General features: G+C 69.4%; 17 protein-coding genes and 1 pseudogene. 9 read left to right on the forward strand and 9 right to left on the reverse strand.

Annotated features, from left to right (window positions below; translation table 11 throughout):
• Positions 1-7 precede the first annotated feature (7 nt).
• From J2S55_RS41335 to J2S55_RS41355, 5 genes are all read right to left on the reverse strand, one after another.
• Positions 8-181: a hypothetical protein gene (locus J2S55_RS41335; RefSeq protein ID WP_306872555.1), complete on the reverse strand. Its 174-nt coding sequence runs from the start codon at positions 179-181 to the stop codon at positions 8-10.
• Complete coding sequence (locus J2S55_RS41340; RefSeq protein WP_306872558.1) at positions 162-431, reverse strand: hypothetical protein; 270 nt, start codon at positions 429-431, stop codon at positions 162-164. The genes J2S55_RS41335 and J2S55_RS41340 overlap by 20 nt, the downstream gene beginning before the upstream one ends.
• 295 nt (positions 432-726) lie before the next feature.
• Entirely contained in the window at positions 727-1,323 is a 597-nt protein-coding gene (locus tag J2S55_RS41345; RefSeq protein WP_306872562.1) for an HD domain-containing protein, read from the reverse strand.
• Between the two features lie 721 nt (positions 1,324-2,044).
• Positions 2,045-2,356, reverse strand: coding sequence for a hypothetical protein (locus J2S55_RS41350; protein WP_306872564.1), 312 nt, complete (start codon positions 2,354-2,356; stop codon positions 2,045-2,047).
• Between the two features lie 745 nt (positions 2,357-3,101).
• The gene (locus tag J2S55_RS41355) at positions 3,102-4,202 is read right to left on the reverse strand and encodes an acyl-CoA dehydrogenase family protein (protein ID WP_306872566.1); all 1,101 of its coding nucleotides are present in this window, start codon (positions 4,200-4,202) and stop codon (positions 3,102-3,104) included.
• 638 nt (positions 4,203-4,840) lie between these two features.
• On the opposite strand from J2S55_RS41355, the gene J2S55_RS41360 reads away from it, so the two are divergent.
• The 4 genes and pseudogenes from J2S55_RS41360 to J2S55_RS41375 all read left to right on the forward strand — a co-directional run.
• Entirely contained in the window at positions 4,841-5,995 is a 1,155-nt protein-coding gene (locus J2S55_RS41360; RefSeq protein WP_306872567.1) for an MFS transporter, read from the forward strand.
• Positions 5,996-6,691: 696 nt separating this feature from the next.
• The gene (locus J2S55_RS41365) at positions 6,692-7,213 is read left to right on the forward strand and encodes a SigE family RNA polymerase sigma factor (protein WP_306872570.1); all 522 of its coding nucleotides are present in this window, start codon (positions 6,692-6,694) and stop codon (positions 7,211-7,213) included.
• Positions 7,210-8,406, forward strand: a complete 1,197-nt coding sequence (locus J2S55_RS41370) for a TolB-like translocation protein (protein WP_306872571.1) — start codon at positions 7,210-7,212, stop codon at positions 8,404-8,406. The genes J2S55_RS41365 and J2S55_RS41370 overlap by 4 nt, the downstream gene beginning before the upstream one ends.
• Before the next feature lie 613 nt (positions 8,407-9,019).
• Positions 9,020-9,070: pseudogene (locus tag J2S55_RS41375) on the forward strand (hypothetical protein); the annotation flags it as partial.
• 177 nt (positions 9,071-9,247) lie between these two features.
• Here the strand turns inward: J2S55_RS41375 and J2S55_RS41380 are convergent.
• Positions 9,248-9,631 (reverse strand): nuclear transport factor 2 family protein, encoded by a 384-nt coding sequence (locus J2S55_RS41380; RefSeq protein WP_306872572.1) that lies wholly within the window; start codon positions 9,629-9,631, stop codon positions 9,248-9,250.
• 322 nt (positions 9,632-9,953) lie between these two features.
• Between J2S55_RS41380 and J2S55_RS41385 the strand changes: the two genes are divergently transcribed.
• Positions 9,954-10,229 (forward strand): SGNH/GDSL hydrolase family protein, encoded by a 276-nt coding sequence (locus J2S55_RS41385; protein ID WP_306872574.1) that lies wholly within the window; start codon positions 9,954-9,956, stop codon positions 10,227-10,229.
• Positions 10,230-10,371: 142 nt separating this feature from the next.
• Here J2S55_RS41385 and J2S55_RS41390 read toward each other — a convergent pair whose 3' ends face one another.
• Entirely contained in the window at positions 10,372-11,040 is a 669-nt protein-coding gene (locus J2S55_RS41390; RefSeq protein ID WP_306872577.1) for a response regulator transcription factor, read from the reverse strand.
• Entirely contained in the window at positions 11,037-12,281 is a 1,245-nt protein-coding gene (locus J2S55_RS41395; protein WP_306872579.1) for a sensor histidine kinase, read from the reverse strand. The genes J2S55_RS41390 and J2S55_RS41395 overlap by 4 nt, the downstream gene beginning before the upstream one ends.
• Positions 12,282-12,511: 230 nt before the next feature.
• Here J2S55_RS41395 and J2S55_RS41400 point away from each other — a divergent pair, with 230 nt between their 5' ends.
• Positions 12,512-12,925 (forward strand): DUF6223 family protein, encoded by a 414-nt coding sequence (locus J2S55_RS41400; RefSeq protein ID WP_306872581.1) that lies wholly within the window; start codon positions 12,512-12,514, stop codon positions 12,923-12,925.
• Positions 12,926-12,955: 30 nt separating this feature from the next.
• On the opposite strand, the gene J2S55_RS41405 is transcribed toward J2S55_RS41400, so the two are convergent.
• Positions 12,956-14,167 (reverse strand): MFS transporter, encoded by a 1,212-nt coding sequence (locus J2S55_RS41405; protein WP_306872583.1) that lies wholly within the window; start codon positions 14,165-14,167, stop codon positions 12,956-12,958.
• A gap of 59 nt (positions 14,168-14,226) precedes the next feature.
• Here J2S55_RS41405 and J2S55_RS41410 point away from each other — a divergent pair, with 59 nt between their 5' ends.
• The 3 genes from J2S55_RS41410 (at position 14,227) to rox (ending at position 18,157) form a co-directional block, all read left to right on the forward strand.
• Positions 14,227-15,225 (forward strand): ArsR/SmtB family transcription factor, encoded by a 999-nt coding sequence (locus J2S55_RS41410; protein WP_306872585.1) that lies wholly within the window; start codon positions 14,227-14,229, stop codon positions 15,223-15,225.
• A gap of 259 nt (positions 15,226-15,484) precedes the next feature.
• Complete coding sequence (locus J2S55_RS41415) at positions 15,485-16,234, forward strand: phosphotransferase family protein (protein ID WP_306872587.1); 750 nt, start codon at positions 15,485-15,487, stop codon at positions 16,232-16,234.
• Positions 16,235-16,732: 498 nt separating this feature from the next.
• A complete protein-coding gene (rox, locus tag J2S55_RS41420; protein WP_306875830.1) occupies positions 16,733-18,157 on the forward strand; it encodes a rifampin monooxygenase in 1,425 nt (474 codons plus the stop codon).
• Positions 18,158-18,273 lie beyond the last annotated feature (116 nt).

Below are 18,273 nucleotides of genomic sequence, written 5' to 3' on the forward strand. Positions count from 1 at the left end.
AGTCGATCTACGACACGCCGTTGATCGACTCCGAAGCGGTCCCCAGCCCCGATGCCCTCGATGTGCCCGGCTGCTTGCGGTCACGGATGGCGCGCAGCCAGTTGGCCGAGGCGGTGGACCGGTCGGCCTTGAAGAGCTGCTGGATGAGCAGTCCGTGGTTGTCATGCTGATAGACCGTCACCTCCTCTGTCGGCCTCGGGGCCAGCCTCGATACTGTCCAGCGTGGAGAACGCCGGCGGCTCCAACCAGGCTTGGGCCAGCCGCCCCAACGCGACGTTGATCAGGTCCGGCGGATGGTTCTTCACCCACACCGCCCGGGTCATCGCCTTGGCCGCGATCCTGCGCGCCTTGGCCGGCGCGTAGCCCACCACCTCGCGCCGCACCAACACCGGATGCGACTCAGCCGTACGCGGCGAGGCATACACCGGCATGACATCCTCGCCCAGTTCCAGGCAGCGCCGGCTCCAGGCAGCGCCGGACGTGCGCCACCACCGCGAGCGGCACCTCACGGGCCTTGGCGGACCGGCCCAGCCGCTGAAAGCACTTCAGCGCCGGCGTTCTTTGGGTCGGTTACGGCTCGGCCGCGACAGTTGAGCCGTATCGGGCTCGCGATGGCTTCATCTCGACAATAAAATCGCCATGTGCGCGGCGCTCCCGCTGTAGGTCATCGGTCTCTTTCATCAGCCAGGCCAGGGTTCATACATATCGAGACCGAGGAAATTCCTGTTATACAACGGCGTACCCGTGTGCAGTGATGAACGGTGCGAGATCGGGAGCCCCAAAGCTTTCGCACATTGACTTGAAGACCAGGGCCTTGTCTTCGCCGAAACGGCGGATCTGAGTAGCGTAGGACGCGGCGGAAACAAGAGTTGGGGGGCTGGTTTTGCTGTGAAACTTGTCCGCATACATTACGAGTTTCTCCTCGCCTGATTCTGCCACATAGTCGGCTGGCGGTAGCGGGAGACCCTGTTCCTGCACGTCGTTACGGCTAAGGCCCATGCCCGTATGGCACGAGCAGAAGCGGCAGATAATTTCCGGAAAACCTTCTTCGAGAAGGAGTTCATAGCCGAGTATCCCGTGGCGCAGGTAGCGTGCGTGATCGAGTTTTCCGTCATGGTCATACAGTCGATAGACCCCAATGTCATGAAGCAGGCTGCCGGCTCGTATCAGGTCTGCATCGAGGTCAAGGTCAGCGCGGTCGAGAAGTTGTTCTGCGATTCCACATACGATTTCACAGTGGGTGTAAACAAGGTCGAACGCTTCCCGCGTGGGCGCATGTTTCGCGTGCAACCTGCGAATCTCTTTGTCTGTCGGAATCTGCATGCCGGGAGTCTAGCAACTTGTGAACATAATATTCTATCTCAAAAATGAACTCTGTTTACGCTGGAGTTCCGCAACCCGGCGGGGCCGCCTTCGGCTCCCCGAGTCGGATCCTGCGCTCGCGCGTTTCGGCGCCGTGGCAGGCCAAGGGAAAAGCCTGACGGGACTGCGTAGCAAGGGGTGCCACCGGAATGCGGCGGACACGGGCCGCACCGGGACAGCCCGGGTTTGAGGAACCTGGGGACAGCCGTTAGCGCTGGTCCTCACCGACCTCCGAGGGCGGCTGCTGAGCTGGAGGGCTCTGGCACACCACCACGGCCGTCGCGATCAGCTGCCCGGCACAGTCCGGGCCGTGGCCGCACTTCTGTCCGGCCGGCAGAAGGCTGATCATCCGGCCGCTTCCGCCCGGTCCGGGGAACAGAAAGCGTGATCGATGAAGTGTCACCTCAGCGGACCATGCCCTCATCGTGATCATGCACGAGGTCGTTGGAGCGTCCAACAGAATGAGGCGGCTCTCTTTTCAGCGCCGGTGCGGTGAGAACCTTCCCCAGGTGGGCGGCGCCCATGGGCGGCCCCCCAGCTAAGCAGCGCCCATGGACGGTGCAGACGCGATCACACCTCATTTGACAGGAGCTCCTCTTTGACAGGAGCTCCTCGCCGGAAGCGCCGCAGCCGGCCACGCCCCAGCGGTACCGCCCCTCGCGGCGGTACCGCCGTACCCGCGTCAGGAGAGCGGGCGCACGTCCACGCCGTAGCTCAGGCGGTCGATCCACCATGGTCCGCAGCTCGCTATGCTCCACTGGCCGCTGTTGGTCGTCACCCAGCCGCCGTCCCTGCGGCCGTTGATGCACTGGACCCACGCGCGAAACTCGTAGGCGGGACCGTTCGTCGCGCATCGGGCGGAGAACGAGTTCTGACCGAAGGTGTAGTCACAGTCATTGACTCCCGCCGACGCCGAGCTCAGCACACTCGACCCGACGGTAACGACTCCCGCCGCGAGCACGGTTGCGGCGAGGACGCGCAGGGTTCTTCTCATACCCTCTCCTAGTACTGGTGACGGATGGTCGTTTCACGTTCCGTACGCCCCGATCCGCGCCTCACTTCGGGGATGTGCAACAGAGGGAATTCTTAGGAAACTTTCCTGAATGAAAGATACGTGCCAACCGGAGCACGTCAACCCTGCGCGTACCGACAACCTCATCCGCCCAGCGGGTGCCGAAGAAAGAGCGCTTCATTCGATTGGACGCTCTTACGGCCTCGTGCATGATTGCGATGAGGGCATGGTCCGCCGAAGTGGGGGTGCCCGTAGTCTTGGCCGAAAATCCAACGGACCTGCTGTGCCGGCAGCCCCGGCTCAGCCGGCCGGCCCACCACCGACTAGAAGCGCGCCAAGGATGCCGAGTGCTGGGTCCGCAGCTCGGGCTCGACCAGTCCCCCCGTGGTCCAGGCAGTATCACCTCAACCAGCAGCGCGGCGACTTCACCGTGTGGCCCTCGCGGGAAGCCCTGGCCGAGATCCTCGGCTTCAGCCGGCCCCAGTCCATCGACCGCTACATCGACCAGCTCGTCGAACTGGGACCGCCGGGACGCCCGGGTCGCCGTCGAGACGCCCAGCCCGGACCGCTCGCATGCAACCAGGGGCCGGCCCTGCGGCCGCTGCGTCCGGTGGGCCGGGCGTACGCGTCTCCGCCCGGCCCGGGCGATCGGAGCGTGCCGGGGCCTACCAGCCCCTGCTCCGGGAACAGGACGGCGGGTCGTGGTCCGGGGCGAGGACGCCCGGGATCAGGTGACGGTGAGCGGCCCGTCGACCAGGTGCGCCGCCAACGGACCGGTCATCCGGAACCGTGCCGGCGGCTGCAGGGCCAGCCCGTTGGCGCAGGTGGCGAGATGGCCGACCTCGTCGGGGGCCGTGGAGTCGAGGTTGCCGAGCAGTTCGACCGCGCGCGGGACCACCCGGGAGAGGGTGTCCTGCACGTAGTACCGGACGTAGAGCGAGTCGGCGAGCGTCGACCCGTCCGGGCCGCCGTCGTCGATCCGGCGGGCGAGGCCCTCCGCGGCCGACATCGCGCCCTCGGTCTCCACCAGCAGCGGGACCCGCTCGGACTCGGGCAGCCGCTCGTCGAGCAGCACCCGCTCGACGAGCGCACTGGCGGCCCCGAGGTGGCTGCCGGTCATCAGCAGCTGGTACCAGGCGAAGCCCGCGCTCAGCAGTACGTCCAGTTGCCCGTCGAGGGCCGAGGCGCGCACCAGCAGCTCCGGTGGCAACAGTACGTCGTCGAGGGTGACCTGCTCGCTCTCCGCCCCGCCGACGCTCACACCCTCGCTTTCCACGGTCACCAGCGCCACCGCCGCCTCCTCGCCCGGGCCGTCCGAGCGGGGGACCATGACACCGGCGAGGAGCAGGTCCATCGACCGGGCCAGACCGCGCGGGCGCGTCGCTCCGCTGATCCGCACTCCGTCGGGCCCCTCCGTGGCGGTCATCGAAGGGGAGAGGACTCCCGCGCCGGGGCGGTCCTCGGCGAAGCCGGACGCCACGAGGCGGTTGGTGGAGGCCACCCCCTCGACAAGCATCGACTTCAGGCCCTCATCGGTGATCAGACCGGCCAGGGTGGCTATCGAGAAGTGGTGCAGGGTGGTGGCCACGGCCAGCGACGGTGCCCTGCTGCCCAGTGCGCGCTGCACCCGCAGGGCGTCCAGGGCGGTGGCTCCCCGCCCCTGGTAGGCGGTCGGCGCCAGCAGCCCGGGGCCGCCGCTGTCGCGGAAGAGCCTGATGCCGAGGTCGCTCGGGCCCTCCAGCTCCATGAGGGGTATCGCCCGCAGGCTCTCGTCCAGCCCCGGCAGCAGCTTCGCCACAGTGGCGCGTTCCCGCTCCAGAAAACGCATGTCCTCTCCCACTTCCCCTGGGACGACCACCCGGCCGGTGGCCCAGGCCGACTCACAGCGCCCGGGTGGCGCGCAGCCACACCGCCCCGGGGCCGGGCCGCCCCTGGAAGGCAGGCTACTCGGGCAGCACCGCGTGCGGCGCCCACTTGACCCCTATAAGAACAATTCGGCGTCACCCTCGCGACGGAACTCACGCCGGATGCTTTCGGCAACGGCGTCGGGCCGCCCCTCGGCCTGCTCCTGCTCCTCCTCGACGGACCGGATCTGTTCTTCGGCAATCGCCCGGGAGGGCCAGAGCGTCGTGGGTCAGGACCGGCCGAAGAGTCGCAGCCCGGCGGCGCGGCAGCGCTGGGCGGCGTGTTCAGCATCGGGCGACCGGGTGCCCGTTCTCCAGTGAGGCCACCGCCCCACCCGCCGGCGCGTTCACCCCGGCGAGGATGCGCCACCCTGAGGACCACGTCACCATGGACGTCAGAGAGTTGATCTTTGTTCCGATCCGGTGACGGCACTCCCTGCCACGTCGTGCGGACAGTTATGTTTCTCCTATGTGCAAGCTCCCGGATTAGTCGGTGCCACCGCTCTCGGTGTCCTGACTCATCTCCCGACCGGCCGCCGGTCGGGCTTTCTGTGGAGCTTCCATGTTCAACAATCGTGCCGTTCTGCACGCTTTCGTCGCGGCCAGTGTCGGCCGCCTGTCCTTTTCCACCATCGGCCTTGCCCTGCTGCTCGCCACCGAGCAGGCCACTGGCTCCTTCGCCGTAGCGGGCCTGGCCCTCGGGGTGTTCGGCGTGGCGAGCGTCGCCGCGCCGGTCAAGGCCCGTCTCGTCGACCGCCTGGGAGTCAGGCGCATGCTGCCGCTGCTCGCCGCGGGCTACGCTGCGGCGCTCCTGCTGGCCTGCTATTTCGACGGGCTGCACGTGCCCGCCGCGGCCGTTGCGGGACTCACGGCTCCGCCACTCGGTTCCACCATGCGCGCGATCTGGGCGCAGCTGCTGCCGGACCCGGCCGACCGGCAGCGCGCCTACAGCCTCGACGCGGTGGTCGAAGAGGTCCTCTTCGCCGCCGGGCCGCTGCTGGTAGGCGCGATCGTGCTGTGGGCCACGCCCGACACCGCTCTGGTCCTCTGCGCAGGGTTGATGGTCGTGGGCACCGGGACCCTGGTCACCTCGTCGGCGGTCCCCAAGCCCGTTACCGTCAAGCGAGATTCGCACTGGGCCGGACCACTGCGTGGGCGTGGCTTCCGTGTCCTGGTCGCGGTTGAGTTCGCCGTCGGTCTGGGCTGCGGGCCGGTCGAGGTGGCCGTGGCCGCCAAGGCCGAGGTCGCGGGCCAGCCCGCCGCCGTGGGTTACCTGCTGGCGGCGATGGCGGTGGGCAGCGCGATCGGCGGGCTGGTGTGGGGACGGGTCAAGCACGGCCGCCGCACCTCGGTCATCTTGGCCCTGCTCTTGACCGCGCTGACCACCAGCGTCGCGGTCGCCTCCTTCGTGCCCTCCCTGCCCGCGCTCGGTGTGGTGCTGGCTGCCTTGGGCCTGGCCAGCGCTCCCGCGCTGGTCGTGGCCTGGCTGGCCGCAGACGAGCTGGCACCGGAGACAGCCCGCCTGGAGGCCAACGCCTGGGTGACCACGGCCGCCAACCTCGGTGTCTCCTTCGGCGCCATGCTGGCGGGCCTGGTCATCCAGCACTCGACGGCCGGGCTCTCGCTGGCGGGTGGCGCGGGTGTCCTTGCGCTGACGACACTGGCGGTGGCGGTCTCGGGCCGGAGTCTGGACCGGGTGATCAAGCCGGTCTCCTGACGCGCGCTGCGATCTCCACAGGAGAATCGGCATGATCGTGGAGGCTGTGAACGGACAAGATGATCTGCGGCTGGGCGGATCTCCCCGGCGTTCTTCTCCCGGACGTGATCTCAGCCGCCATGTAGCGGTGAGGTCCTGTTCTCGGAAGCGCTGAGCTGGGATTTCACGTCGGAATCACCGGTGTTCCCGGAAGTCGGTAGCGTCTCCGCTTCCGGGAACACGGTCTTCTTGGAACTTCGGTGACCCGCACTGATCAGCTCACTTCGGGGCTGGGGCCACGTTTGGAAGGAGGACGCCGGGACCAGCCGGAGAGCCGCAGCCCGGCCCGTGAACGCCGACGGCCCGTCAGGGGCGGACCGCCTGAAGACGTAGAGAAAGGTCTCATCCGCCACGTTGGCCAACTGTGTCCTACTTCGGCTGATGCTCCGCGCTGTCCCGGGAGATGCTTGACACCTCTGTCCCAGGGACATGTTTGACGGGTGCCGTTGTAGGCCGATCTTCCGTGCGTCTTTCGCGGGCGTCCGCGTCCGGAGGCCGGGATCGGCCCTGGTTGACATGTCCGTTGTCGAGCAGCGGTATCGGGCTGTGCCGGCGGTGCTGCCGACGGGGTGCAAGGACGTAACCGGAAGTTTCAGCTCGGGCGGACCGAACCTTTCGACAGGTCACCGGAGTCGGTAACGGTCGAGAGGAGTCGTCTTGGACCGCAATGACAGCTTCCGCGAGTTCGTCGCCGGCCATCAGCAGGCGCTGATGCGCACCGCGTACTTGCTCACGGGAGACGCCCACCAGGCCGAGGACCTGCTGCAGAGCGTCCTACTCAAGGTGCTCGGACGCTGGTCGAGGCTGTCGCGCGTCGAACGCCCCGAGGCGTACGCGCGCAAGGCGCTGCTGAATCAGTACATCTCGTGGCGGCGGCGCCGGGTCAGGACCGAGCTCCCGACCGCGGACCCGCCCGACCGGCCGTACTCGAGCGAGGACTCCACCATCGTGCGACTCGTCATGCGCCGGGCTCTCATGCGGCTGCCACCCCGGCAGCGGGCGGTGATCGTGCTGCGCTACTACGAGGACCGGACCGAACGTGAGACAGCTGAGCTGCTGAACTGCTCGATCGGCACGGTGAAGAGCCAGGCCCACTACGCGCTGGCCCGTTTACGCGAACTGGCACCCGAGCTGGCGCCCAAGCTCGCCGGCATGGAAACCGAGGAGGCCTACCGATGACCTGGCTGAGGAACGTGCTCGTCGACCTGGCCGACGAATCTCCACAGGTGGACCTGGCCGAACGCACAATTGCGACGCATGACCGCAGGCGGCGTACCGTGCTCTCGCTCCTCGCGGCGGGCATGGTCGTGGTCATCGCTTTCGGCTTGACGGCCACCGTCCGGCTGCTGCCGGACGGGCCGCAGGAGGCCGCTTCCCGAGGCGACCTGCCGGCACGCGGGGTGGGGCCGCTGAGCCACGCGTACAAGACCTTTTGCAAGCCGGACAAGGGGAAGGCGCCGAAGGACTGCCGGGACGGAGGCTGGCGGGTGGTCACGCGGAGCGGGAAGGCCTACTACGTCACCGAGGCGCTGCCCAGCCTCAGTCCCGGGCGTAGCGGACTGCGGGACAGCCCACTGGCGATCAGTCGGGACGGCCGGAAGATCGCCTACTACAGCGCCAAGGAAGGGACCTTCCAGGTCCGCGACCTGGCCTCGGGTCAGAAGACAACGGCAGCCGACAAGGTGCCGCAGGGCTGGCTGGGCAGCATCTCGCGCCTGATGCTGTCGGACGACGGCCGGTTCGTGGCCTTCAGCAAGGTCCCGGACCTCAAGGACCCCGCGCTGCTCATCGACATGCGCGACAGGGTCGTCCGCCAGTTGCCGAACCGCTGGGTCCCGATCGGCCTGTCCCAGGACGGCGCCACCATCACGCTCGCGGAATACTCGCCCAATTCGCAGCTGCGAACGATTTCGAACCTGTGGCCGTCCTCCTCGGCGGGCAACTCCACATCGGTCATCCTGCCGAAGCACTACCGCTTCAGCCCGCTCGCTCCCGACGGGAAGACCGTCGCGGTGATCGAGGACCTCAGCACCGCCGAGAAGCCATGCCGTTATGGCGACCTCGCCCTCATGGACACGCTCACCGGCAAGCGGCGGAAGGCGACGGCTTTCAGCGGCCTGTCCCCGGAGGTCTCCCAGATCTCGCTGCGCACCTGGCTCAGCGCCGAGGAGGTCACGGCTCTTACCATGTCCGTGCAGTGCAGGCCGGCGTCCAAGGTGCCGGACGACGAGCCCGCGGTGATCGACCCACCGTATCGGACCATGACCGCCTACGCGGTGAACGTCAGGACCGGTAAGGCCAGGAAGATCGCTACGTACAGAGCGCAGGACTTCTTCCAGATCGTTCTGCCTGGGCCCCCCGGGGCGCTGTGACCTCAGGTCTCAGCCTGCGGCAAGCATTCGCCCTAGCCGGCCCCGAACGCTAGCCGGCCCCGAACGCCCACGTCACCGCTGAGATCGCCTGTCGCTTAGGGCGTGTGACAGAACCGCCAGGCATCTCATGGGACTGGACAACGTTGGTCAACTGCCCTCTAGGCACTAGATCCCAGCTCAGAAGGCCGATGGACCTCTAGGGTGCCCTCTAGGTCCAGAGCCCAGCCCTTCTAGGTCTAGAGGGGCTGGGCTCGCCAGTTCATCAAGATGCATCGGTACATCGCGGCGGCCGGTCACGCCTTTTCGGGACCGGCGGCCATGTCACCGAGGCCGTCTCCAGCAAGGCTGACCTTCACCGGGGGCGCCGGGTCCGGCGGGGCTATGGTGGCCAACCCCGCGAAGCCTCATTCATGGCCGGACGGGTGGCGCGTGAAGGTGATGCCGGAGGGGACGGACCGCCTGATCCGAGAGGAGGCAGACAACGACCCAGCCCAGATGCCTGACCGGAGGCGGCGGGCCGGCGGTGGCCCTGGGCCGCATACCCGACAGTGCGGTGGTTCTGTCCGTCAGCACCCCAGCGCGGTGTCTTTCTGCCCTATTCCGGCCGCACCCCATGGAGACCCTGCCCGTCGGCACGGCCTACGCCGTCTTCACCGGCATCGGCGCAACCGGCGCGATCATTCTCGGTGTCATGGTCCACCGCGCCCCCGTCACGGCCGGCCGCACTGTCCATGATCATCGGCGGTGTCGTCCTTGCTTGCCTCCCCCGAGGCCGGTTGAGTTCGGGTACGGCCGACGCGGCCGTACCCGGACTCAACCGGCCCCGCCTCACCCGGCGCGTTCAGCCCGCTGTCGCGCCGGCGGGGTTCGCGTCGTCGCCGAGATAGGTCCCGTACCCCTCGGCCACCAGCGGGCCGTCGAAGATCAGCACCTCGTTGACCAGGCCGCCCTTCTGGTTGCGGTAGTTGATGACCAGGCAGTCGACACCGACGTAGGAGTTGAGCACCTCGAAGCGCAGGTCGGGGATGCGCCGCAGCCCCTCCGCCCAGTAGGCGCGCAGCGCCGCCTTGCCGTGGATGGTCCCATCGCCCCCGACGAGCTGCACCGCGACCGGCGAACGGAATGTCACGTCCTCCGCGAAGTGAGCCAGCAACGCATCCAGGTCATGGGCGTTCCATGCCGACACCCAGCCGTCCACGAACTCCCGTACCGCGACATGATCCATACACGCGATCGTATCCGGCCCCGCCCAGCGCGGTGACGGCGGCCCGAGACAGGACCTGCGACTCCACTGCCCGCCCGCCGCAGCCCCCGGCGTCCCCGCCCCCGCCGTCGCTCACGGTGGTCCCGCCGCCCTCCCCCATGGTGTCCTCGGGTCCTGTACGACAACGGCAGCACGCTGGTCTACGCCTCTGGGCACACCGTCGGACGCGTCCCTTGGCAGGCGGCCGGCGAGGTCCTGGCCCGGCCCGAGCTGCCGCCTGAGGCCTGACGCCTCGCTGAGTCTGCGCTTCAGCGTCAACGGGACCGGCGAGCACCTCCTGTACGTGCACAAGTGGCGCGCCTACACCCCTTTCCGCAGCGCCGCAGCCGCCTCCCCCGGCTTCGACAGCCCCCAGAGCGAACAGGCCCGGCAGCAGCTCAACCAGTGGATCCGCTCCACCCGGGCATACGACGCGGTCGCCGACCTGGACCGCGCCCTGCGCAATCCCGCCGCACCGGCCGCCCTGCACCCCGACTACGACAGCGGCGACCACATCCACCCCAACGACGCCGGAGCTCAGGCCATGGCCGAAACGGTCGCCGAAGTCCTCCAGGCCTGACGCGGACGCCCGCAGTCCATGATCGTTCTCAACGCCCACGGCTGGTCCGCTCGTTCCTCAACCTCGAAGACGAGTGGACCAGCTGCGCCGAACACCCCGGATTGGCCGTCTGCCGGCCGGATGGATGACGGTGTTCCGCTGGTCAGCGGCTGACCAGGCCGGTCTGGTAGGCGATGACGACCAGCTGCGCACGATCGCGCGCGCCCAGTTTCGCCATCGCGCGGCTGACATGGGTCCGCGCGGTGGCCGGGCTGAGGAACAACTCCCCGCCGATCTCGTCGTTGCTCAACCCCCGGCCCACCAGGGCCAGCACCTCACGCTCGCGCTCGGTCAGCACCGCGAGCCGGTCCTGCGCGGCCTGGGCGGCTCTTCGATGGGCGGTGACCTGGCCGATGAGGCGCCGGGTGATCCGTGGTGCGAGCAGCGCCTCTCCGGCGGCGATCACCCGGATGGCGTGCAGGAGTTCGGCCGGCCCGGCGTCTTTGAGCAGGAAGCCGCTGGCGCCGGCCTGCAAGGCGTCGAAGACGTGCTCATCGGTGTCGTAGGTGGTGAGAATGAGGACCCGGACCTGCTCCAGCCCGCGCGTCTGCGCGATCTGGGCGGTGGCTTGAATGCCGTCCAGTTTCGGCATGCGGATGTCCATGAGGACGACGTCGGGGCGGATGGCGCGTGCCTGCTCGACGGCTTCGGCGCCGGTGGCGGCTTCTCCCACTACCGTGATGTCGTCCTCGAGGTCGAGCAGGACCCTGAACCCGGATCGCACGAGACCCTCGTCGTCGGCGAGCAGCACGTTGATCGGAGCCTTGTTCATATACGTGACCCGTTCGATACGAGAGGGAGCCGAGCTCTGACTTCGAACCCGCCGCCGGGAAGCGGCCCGGCATCGAGTTGTCCGCCCAGCAGCAGGCAGCGCTCGCGCATGCCGAGGATGCCCCGGCCGGGCTCGGCCGCGGCGCGGGTGCCGGCCAGTTGCCGAGCGGGTGGGTCCGCGCGGTCATCACCCGGGGCGGCCGGGCGGCCCTCATCGGTCACGCGGATCTCCAAGACCTCGCTTCCGGCCTTCAGCGCCACCGTCACCCGGGTCGGGCCGACGTGGCGGATCACATTGGTGATCGACTCCTGCAGGATCCGGTAGGCGGCACTGTCCACCGCGCTCGGCACCGGTGCTGCGGGCGAGACCTCCTCGAGCTTGAGGTCGAGGCCGGCCTCGCTCGCCTTGGCGGTCAGCTCGTCGATCTGCCCCAGTCCGGGATACGGTGCGCGCGCGCTGTCACCGTCGTCGCCCCGCAGGACCCCGAGGATGGCCCGCATCTCGCCCAGCGCCCGCGAGCTGGTCTGCTCGATGGTCCGCAGCGCCTCCTGCGCCACTTCCGGCCGTTTGCCGAGGACGTGCGCGGTGACGCCCGCCTGGACGTTGATGATCGCTATGGCATGCGCGACGGTGTCGTGGACCTCACGGGCGATCCGCAGTCGCTCTGCGTCGACACGCGCCCGCGCCTCCTCCTCGCGAGTCCGTTCGGCCAACTCAGCGCGTTCTTGGGCTTCGGCTGCGATGACCCGCCGGGACCGGACGGACTCGCCGAGGGTCACGCTCATGACCGACACGCCGATCCGGAAGAACACCCAGCCGACGGCGGCACGTGGCTCGATGTCGGCCGCGGCGGCCAGCCAGACGACGGTGAGCACAGTGACGCCCACACCCGTGATCATCAGCGACCGGCGCCCGTCACCGTAGGCGGCGAGGGTGTACAGGGCGACGAAGAGCCCGAGCCAGCCGGGGCCGTCGGGGAAGTCCACGCCGTAGTACACCAGGCTGGCGAGCGCCGTGGTGACGAACACCGGCACCGGCCAGCGGCGGCGGCCGGCGATGACCAGGCCACTTGCGATCAGCAGAGCGTAGCCCAGGTATCCGAGGTCGCTCAGCGGCCGCTGCACCACCTCGCCGGCATTGCGGATCATCGTGCCCTGAACCTGCATCACGGTGACGAAGAGCGCGAGCAGTACGTCCTGCGCCGGCGCGGGCAGGCGTAACGGCGCGGCGCGGTGTTCCATACGGCGATCCTACGATCGCCGCGCGCGCAGGCACTGCGCCCAGACGCGCGAGCGCCTACGACGACGGGCGTATGAGGGTTGCGGTCGGCTACGCAGAACCGCGTGCACGCTGCCGCTCCCCGCCGGAGGCGCTGCCGCCGCGACGCGGTGATGATCGTTCCGTCACCCCTCCACGACCGAAGACCGACCCCACCTGCTCCCACCCCTTCCTTGACCCGAAAGGATCCTCCATGTCCATCCGCCCCCTGCTCACCGCCGCAGCCGCCCTGTTCGCAGTCTTCGGCTCCGCCACGCCGGCGGCCGCGGCCGTTCTGGCCCAGCCTGTGGGCGCCTATGACCTGACCAGCGGCCGGTTCTGGTCCTTGGTGGCCGCGGCGCTGGGGCTGGCCGGCGCCGTCGTCGGCGGGCTGGCTCTGGCCCGCTCCTCCGCTCGTTCCGGCGCCGCAAGCGGGAGGAATCGCGCCATCGCCGCCGTGATAGCTGGTCTGACCTGCGCGGTCATCGGCGGGGTGGTGGTGGCCGCTGCCAAGGGCGGTCCCGGCACCGGCTACGGAATCGTCGGCGGCTTCGTAGACCTGGTGGTCGGGCTGATCGCCATGATCCTCGGCGGGCTGGCCGTGTCCCGTACCCGCCGCACCGGCTGACGCGGCCTCGATGCCGAACGTGGGCCGCGGTCAGGGCCGCCGTGCGGGCGACAGCGTCCGCCAGGACATCAGGGCGGCGACGGCCGAGGCCGCGCCGGCCAGTGTGACGACCAGCCCCGGGGCCGCGACTTCGCCCAGCGCGCCTCCGGCCGCGGCGGCCAGGCCCTGCAGCGTCATCGTTCCGGTCAGCAGCAGGCCGAACGCCTGACCGCGCTGCGTCTCGGGCACCGCGTCGAGAAACCTGCGGGCCAGCGCGAGCTGGTAGGCGACGCCGAAACCGGACACTGTCATCAGGACGGCGGCGTATCCCGGTGCGGGGCGCAGCGCGAACCCCAGCAGCGGCAATCCGAGCGCAAGCGCGAGGGGGCCGGCCAGCCGCTCCCGGCCCGCAGGGCGCACCAGGCGGCCGACGACCAGGTTGCCGGCGAACATCCCGGCGGCGACCGCTGCGAACAGCAGACCCGCCGCGTCAGGCGCGCCGACCTGCGCGGCGTACGGGACCAGCACGCCCTCGGCGCCGACCATCAGCGCCGGCGCCAGCCATTGCGCCAGCAGCAGCGCCCGGACCGCAGGCCGGCGCAGCAGCGCCCGGTTCACCTGCCAGGTCTCACTGATGCCGGCCGAACCGCCGGTGCGGCGGCGTGGGTGATCGGCCAGGCGCAGTTGCAGCAGGCCTGCCGAGGCCAGGCAGGTCGCGGCGGTGATCCAGAGCGCGCCTGGCGCGCCGACAGCGGCGATCAGCATGCCACCGGCGGCGAAGCCGAGCACCTGCGTGCCGCCGGCCGCCATGGAGAACACGGCACGGCCGAGCACGTAGCGGTCGCCGTCCAGCAGGTCGGGCAGAAGAGCGGTGCGCGAAGCGGAGGCGACGGCGCTGGGCAAACCCGTGACGGACACGAGCGCCAGCATGGCCGGTACCGGCAGCAGACCGGCGGCGAGCACGGCGCTGACCGCGGCGCGCAGCACCTCGTAGCCGACCATGACGGCGCGCGGTGGCCAGCGGTCGGCGAAAGCCAGCAGCAGCGTGCCGCCCAGGGCATAGGGCAGGAAGCCTGCCGCATACGCCAGCGCCGACATCAGCGGCGACCCGGTTGCCGCGTAGACGGTTACGGACAGTGCGAGCATCCGCACCGTCTCGCCGATCAGGAAGAGCGTGTAGCTGCCGAACAGCACGCGGAACTGGCCCACGGCGAACACCTCGCGGTAGGTGGCCGGGCGTGGCGCGACGGACGTGGTGGTCATGGCCGACAGCATCACGGCAGCCCGGCCACGGTGACTATGCTTTCGCGTGGAGGCAAAACGTGCTGGCCATCGAGGTGGGACCCGTCGACGTGGCGCGTACCCGCTACGCGATCTCGCCGCTGGGCGAGGCGATGCAGGCGCTGCGCGTCGCAGCCGGCGTGCAGGCCGCCGGCCCGCTCCGGCCGTGGGCCGAGCGCATCGCGCCCCGGTACGAGCAGCTGCGCCGGCAGGTGCCCGCAGTCGGAGCGCTGACGGCGCTGTTCCGCCGCGGCGGCTACAACGCCGACTTCATCCATCCGCCGCCGTCGGGCTCCGGCGGCGACTTCGCCGCTGAGCTGGCCGCCGTGCGCGCCACGCCGCTGCGCCGCGCACGCCTGGAACTGGCCCGCAACCTGGCGGGACTGCGGACGCCGCCACGCTACGTGCAGCGCATCCTCGACGCGCCGGACGTGGTCACCCGGCTTGCCGATGCGCTCGAGGCGAGCTGGCAGGCGCTGGTCGAGCCGGACTGGCCGCGGCTGCGGGCGGTGCTGGAGCGTGACCTGGTCCGCCGCGCCGGATACCTGGCGATGTACGGCTGGGCGGCAGCGCTGTCCGATCTCGACCCGCGGGTGAGCTGGCGTTTCGAGGGGCAGGCCGGGACCATCGAGGTACGCACGGGCTCGCGTACCGAGTGGGACCGGCACCGGCTGGCCGGCAAGGGCCTGCTGCTGATGCCGACGGTGTTCGGCACTCTGATCAGCTACGTCGAGCCGCCATGGCCCTACGCCCTGGTCTATCCCGCCCGGGGCATCGCGGACCTGCTCGGCCCCGTGGCGCGTGCACCGGGCGGTGAGGCCCTGAGCCGGCTGGTCGGCCCTCGCCGCGCGGACGTGCTGCGCGCGCTGGAGGTGCCTGCGACGACGACGCAGCTGGCCGCCCAGCTCGGCCTGAGCCTGGGCGCCGTCGGCGGCCATCTGGCGGTCCTGCGCGATGCCGGCCTGGTCACCCGCACCCGCGTCGGCCGGGCCGTCCGCTACGAGCACACGCCGCTGGGCGCCGCCCTGGCGGGCAGCTGAACGCCACCGGGCGGCCCACCTGGCCGCCCGAGGCTGACACCTCGGTGGCGGCAGGGCGCCACCGAAGCACGTCCACGGCTGATCAGCCCCGCTGCCGACCAGTCGGGATCGCGCGGCGGGCGCCAGGCGCCGCCGAGGTCAGGCACTGGATGATCGCGTCTTGCTCGTCGGTCGAGCAGTGGGCATAGCCGACGCGGGATCCCACGGCGGCACTCAGCCCGGACCGCGCCGTCGCCCATGGCTGGTTCAATGTCCACTCATGCAGACCCACGATGTGCAGATCGACGGCGACCTGGTGCGCAAACGCTTCATCGACGGCAAGCCGGGCGGCGCCGAGCGGGAATGGCGGGCGCTGCAGCTGCTGGCGGAGCACGCGCCCGGGCTCGCGCCCTCACCCGTGGAGTACGGGACCGATCTGGTGGTGATGTCGCGCATCGAGGGCACGCCGCTCTTCCTGCTGCCTGCCGTACCGGAGAGGGAACTGGTGGAGGCGGTGGACCGGCTGCATGGCGCCGTGCCCCGGCAGGTACTCGACCGGGTGCCTCAGCGGTTGTGGCCGGTGGAGCGGATCAGGGATCAATTGCTCGTGTGGGCCGGGCGGTGGCGGCCGAAGAACGAGCTCGCGGACCAGGCCGTAGCAGAGGGCGCGCGGTGGCTGTCCGGGTGGGAGCCGGGCGAGCGTGGGGTCCGGCCGGTGTTCGGAGCCAGTGACGGCAACAGGGCGAACTTCCTGTGGGACGGCGTGCGCGTCAGGATTGTCGATTTCGAGGAGTCGGGCCGCAGCGATCGGGCGACCGAGGTCGCGGAGATGGCCGAGCACGTGTCGTGCTGGGTACGTGGGGAGAGCGAGTTGTGTTTCGAACTCGACTCCGCGGAGGAGCGCAGGCTGTTGGAGTGTCGCAGGCTGTTTGCGTTGATGTGGGTCTTCCTGCTGAAGGACGAGGGGCCGAGAAATCCGCCCGGTACGTTCATGCGAGCGGTCAGACGGGCTTTGGATCGGCTCGGTTAGGAACGACCTCCTCTCGGAGCCTGCCTGCGCTCTGCACCCCTCCTCGTCCACGCCGCCGTTGGGCAGGTCAGGGATCTCGCCGAGCCGCCGCAGGACTTCAGCCGGGACGGAGGAGATGAAGTAGCCGCCCAGGACGTTGAGGCGGGCGTGGCCGAGTGGAGACAGCCGGGCGGCGTCTTGGCCCGTGAGCGGGAAAAGGATTGGACGGGACGATGCTCGGGCTTGTAGCTTGCAGTCGATCGTGACACCGCCCGAGGAGGTGAGACCCATGAACGCTGTATCGATGTGGGTGCTCCCCCTTCCCGTCACGGTCGGGCGATTGACGTAGGTGTCGCCGGGAGCGCCTCGCCAACAAGGCACTCCCGAAAGGCAACACCTATGCACTCTTCGCAGTTCCCCGCCGAGCCGCCGTCGAACGGCATGGTCGAGCGGGACTTGACCGTGGGCGACGTCCCCGGGCTCCGGTCGCCGGCCTCCGGCGCCGATCGCGCGCCCCTCATGTTCGACGTGATCATCGCCGGGTGCGGGCCGACCGGTGCGATGCTGGCCGCCGAACTGCGGCTGCACGACGTACGGGTACTCGTTCTGGAGAAGGAGACCGAGCCCAAGTCGTCCGTCCGCATAGTCGGTCTGCATATTCGCAGCCTCGAGCTGATGGCGATGCGCGGACTGCTGGAGCGCGTTCTCCAGCATGGAAGGCAGCGTCCGGCCGGCGGTTTCTTCGCCGCCATCAACAAACCCGTGCCCAAGAGTCTGGACTCCGCGCACGCCTATATGGTGGGCATCCCGCAGCCGGTCATCGAGCGCCTGCTCGAAGAACATGCGATCGAACTGGGTGCGCAGGTCCGGCGCGGCTGCGCGGTGGCCGGTTTCGAGCAGGACGACGAAGGGGTGACCGTCGAGCTGGCCGACGGGCAACAGCTGCGTTCGCGCTACCTCGTCGGCTGTGACGGCGCGCGCAGTACGGTGCGCAAACTGCTCGGCGTCGGCTTCCCCGGCGAGCCCTCACGGACCGACACACTCATGGGCGAGATGAAAGTGGGTGTACCGCAGGAGGAGATCGCCGCCAAGGTGACCGAGATCAGCGAGACCCATAAGCGATTCTGGCTCAGGCCCTTCGGCGAAGGGGCCTACAGCGTCGTAGTCCCCGCCGCGGGAGTCAGCGACCGCGCGGAACCGCCCACCATCGAGGATTTCAAACAGCAGTTGCGCACCATCGCCGGAACCGATTTCGGCGTGCACTCCCCGCGCTGGTTGTCCCGCTTCGGGGATGCCACCCGGCTGGCCGAACGCTATCGGGTCGGGCGGGTGCTGCTGGCCGGCGATGCGGCACACATCCATCCACCCATCGGCGGACAGGGCCTGAACCTGGGCGTTCAGGACGCATTCAACCTCGGCTGGAAACTGGCCGCACAGATCCGCGGCTGGGCACCGGAACCACTGCTGGACACCTACCAGGCCGAACGTCATCCGGTCGCCGAGGACGTGCTGGACAACACCCGCGCCCAGATGGAACTGCTGTCCACCGAACCGGGCCCGCAGGCCGTGCGCAGGCTGCTCACCGAACTGATGGACCTCGACGAGGTGAACCGCCATCTGATCGAGAAGATCACCGCGATCGGCATCCGCTACGACTTCGGTGCAGGCCCCGACCTGCTCGGCCGCCGCCTGCGCGACATCGACGTGAAACAGGGTCACCTCTACGGTCTGCTGCATCACGGCCGCGGCCTGCTGCTGGACCGCACCGAACGCCTGACCGTCGGCGGCTGGTCCGACCGGGTCGACTACCTCGCGGATCCCACTGCGGTACTGGATGTTCCGTGCGTCCTGCTACGCCCCGACGGCCACGTCGCCTGGATCGGCGACGATCAGCAGGACCTGGACGACCACCTCTCCCGCTGGTTCGGCAGGCCCGCCGACTGATTTCACCTGAGCAACCGGAAAGGTCCGTGAGGATGATCGGAACGGCCAGTAGCGACTGACCACCGGAAGGCTGTAAGCAGCATCAGCCGTGGTGCTCTGGCGCCAGGGTCGGCCTG

It is taken from the genome of Streptosporangium brasiliense, assembly GCF_030811595.1.
Classification (GTDB): Bacteria; Actinomycetota; Actinomycetes; order Streptosporangiales; family Streptosporangiaceae; genus Streptosporangium; species Streptosporangium brasiliense.

Excerpts from the sequence above, each read along its gene's own strand:
- J2S55_RS41340 (WP_306872558.1), bottom strand. The coding sequence starts at position 431 with ATGCCGGTGTATGCCTCGCCGCGTACGGCTGAGTCGCATCCGGTGTTG.
- J2S55_RS41345 (WP_306872562.1), bottom strand. The coding sequence starts at position 1,323 with ATGCAGATTCCGACAGACAAAGAGATTCGCAGGTTGCACGCGAAACAT.
- J2S55_RS41350 (WP_306872564.1), bottom strand. The coding sequence starts at position 2,356 with ATGAGAAGAACCCTGCGCGTCCTCGCCGCAACCGTGCTCGCGGCGGGA.
- J2S55_RS41355 (WP_306872566.1), bottom strand. The coding sequence starts at position 4,202 with ATGCGTTTTCTGGAGCGGGAACGCGCCACTGTGGCGAAGCTGCTGCCG.
- J2S55_RS41360 (WP_306872567.1), top strand. The coding sequence starts at position 4,841 with ATGTTCAACAATCGTGCCGTTCTGCACGCTTTCGTCGCGGCCAGTGTC.
- J2S55_RS41370 (WP_306872571.1), top strand. The coding sequence starts at position 7,210 with ATGACCTGGCTGAGGAACGTGCTCGTCGACCTGGCCGACGAATCTCCA.
- J2S55_RS41380 (WP_306872572.1), bottom strand. The coding sequence starts at position 9,631 with ATGGATCATGTCGCGGTACGGGAGTTCGTGGACGGCTGGGTGTCGGCA.
- J2S55_RS41390 (WP_306872577.1), bottom strand. The coding sequence starts at position 11,040 with ATGAACAAGGCTCCGATCAACGTGCTGCTCGCCGACGACGAGGGTCTC.
- J2S55_RS41395 (WP_306872579.1), bottom strand. The coding sequence starts at position 12,281 with ATGGAACACCGCGCCGCGCCGTTACGCCTGCCCGCGCCGGCGCAGGAC.
- J2S55_RS41400 (WP_306872581.1), top strand. The coding sequence starts at position 12,512 with ATGTCCATCCGCCCCCTGCTCACCGCCGCAGCCGCCCTGTTCGCAGTC.
- J2S55_RS41405 (WP_306872583.1), bottom strand. The coding sequence starts at position 14,167 with ATGACCACCACGTCCGTCGCGCCACGCCCGGCCACCTACCGCGAGGTG.
- J2S55_RS41415 (WP_306872587.1), top strand. The coding sequence starts at position 15,485 with ATGCAGACCCACGATGTGCAGATCGACGGCGACCTGGTGCGCAAACGC.
- rox (WP_306875830.1), top strand. The coding sequence starts at position 16,733 with ATGTTCGACGTGATCATCGCCGGGTGCGGGCCGACCGGTGCGATGCTG.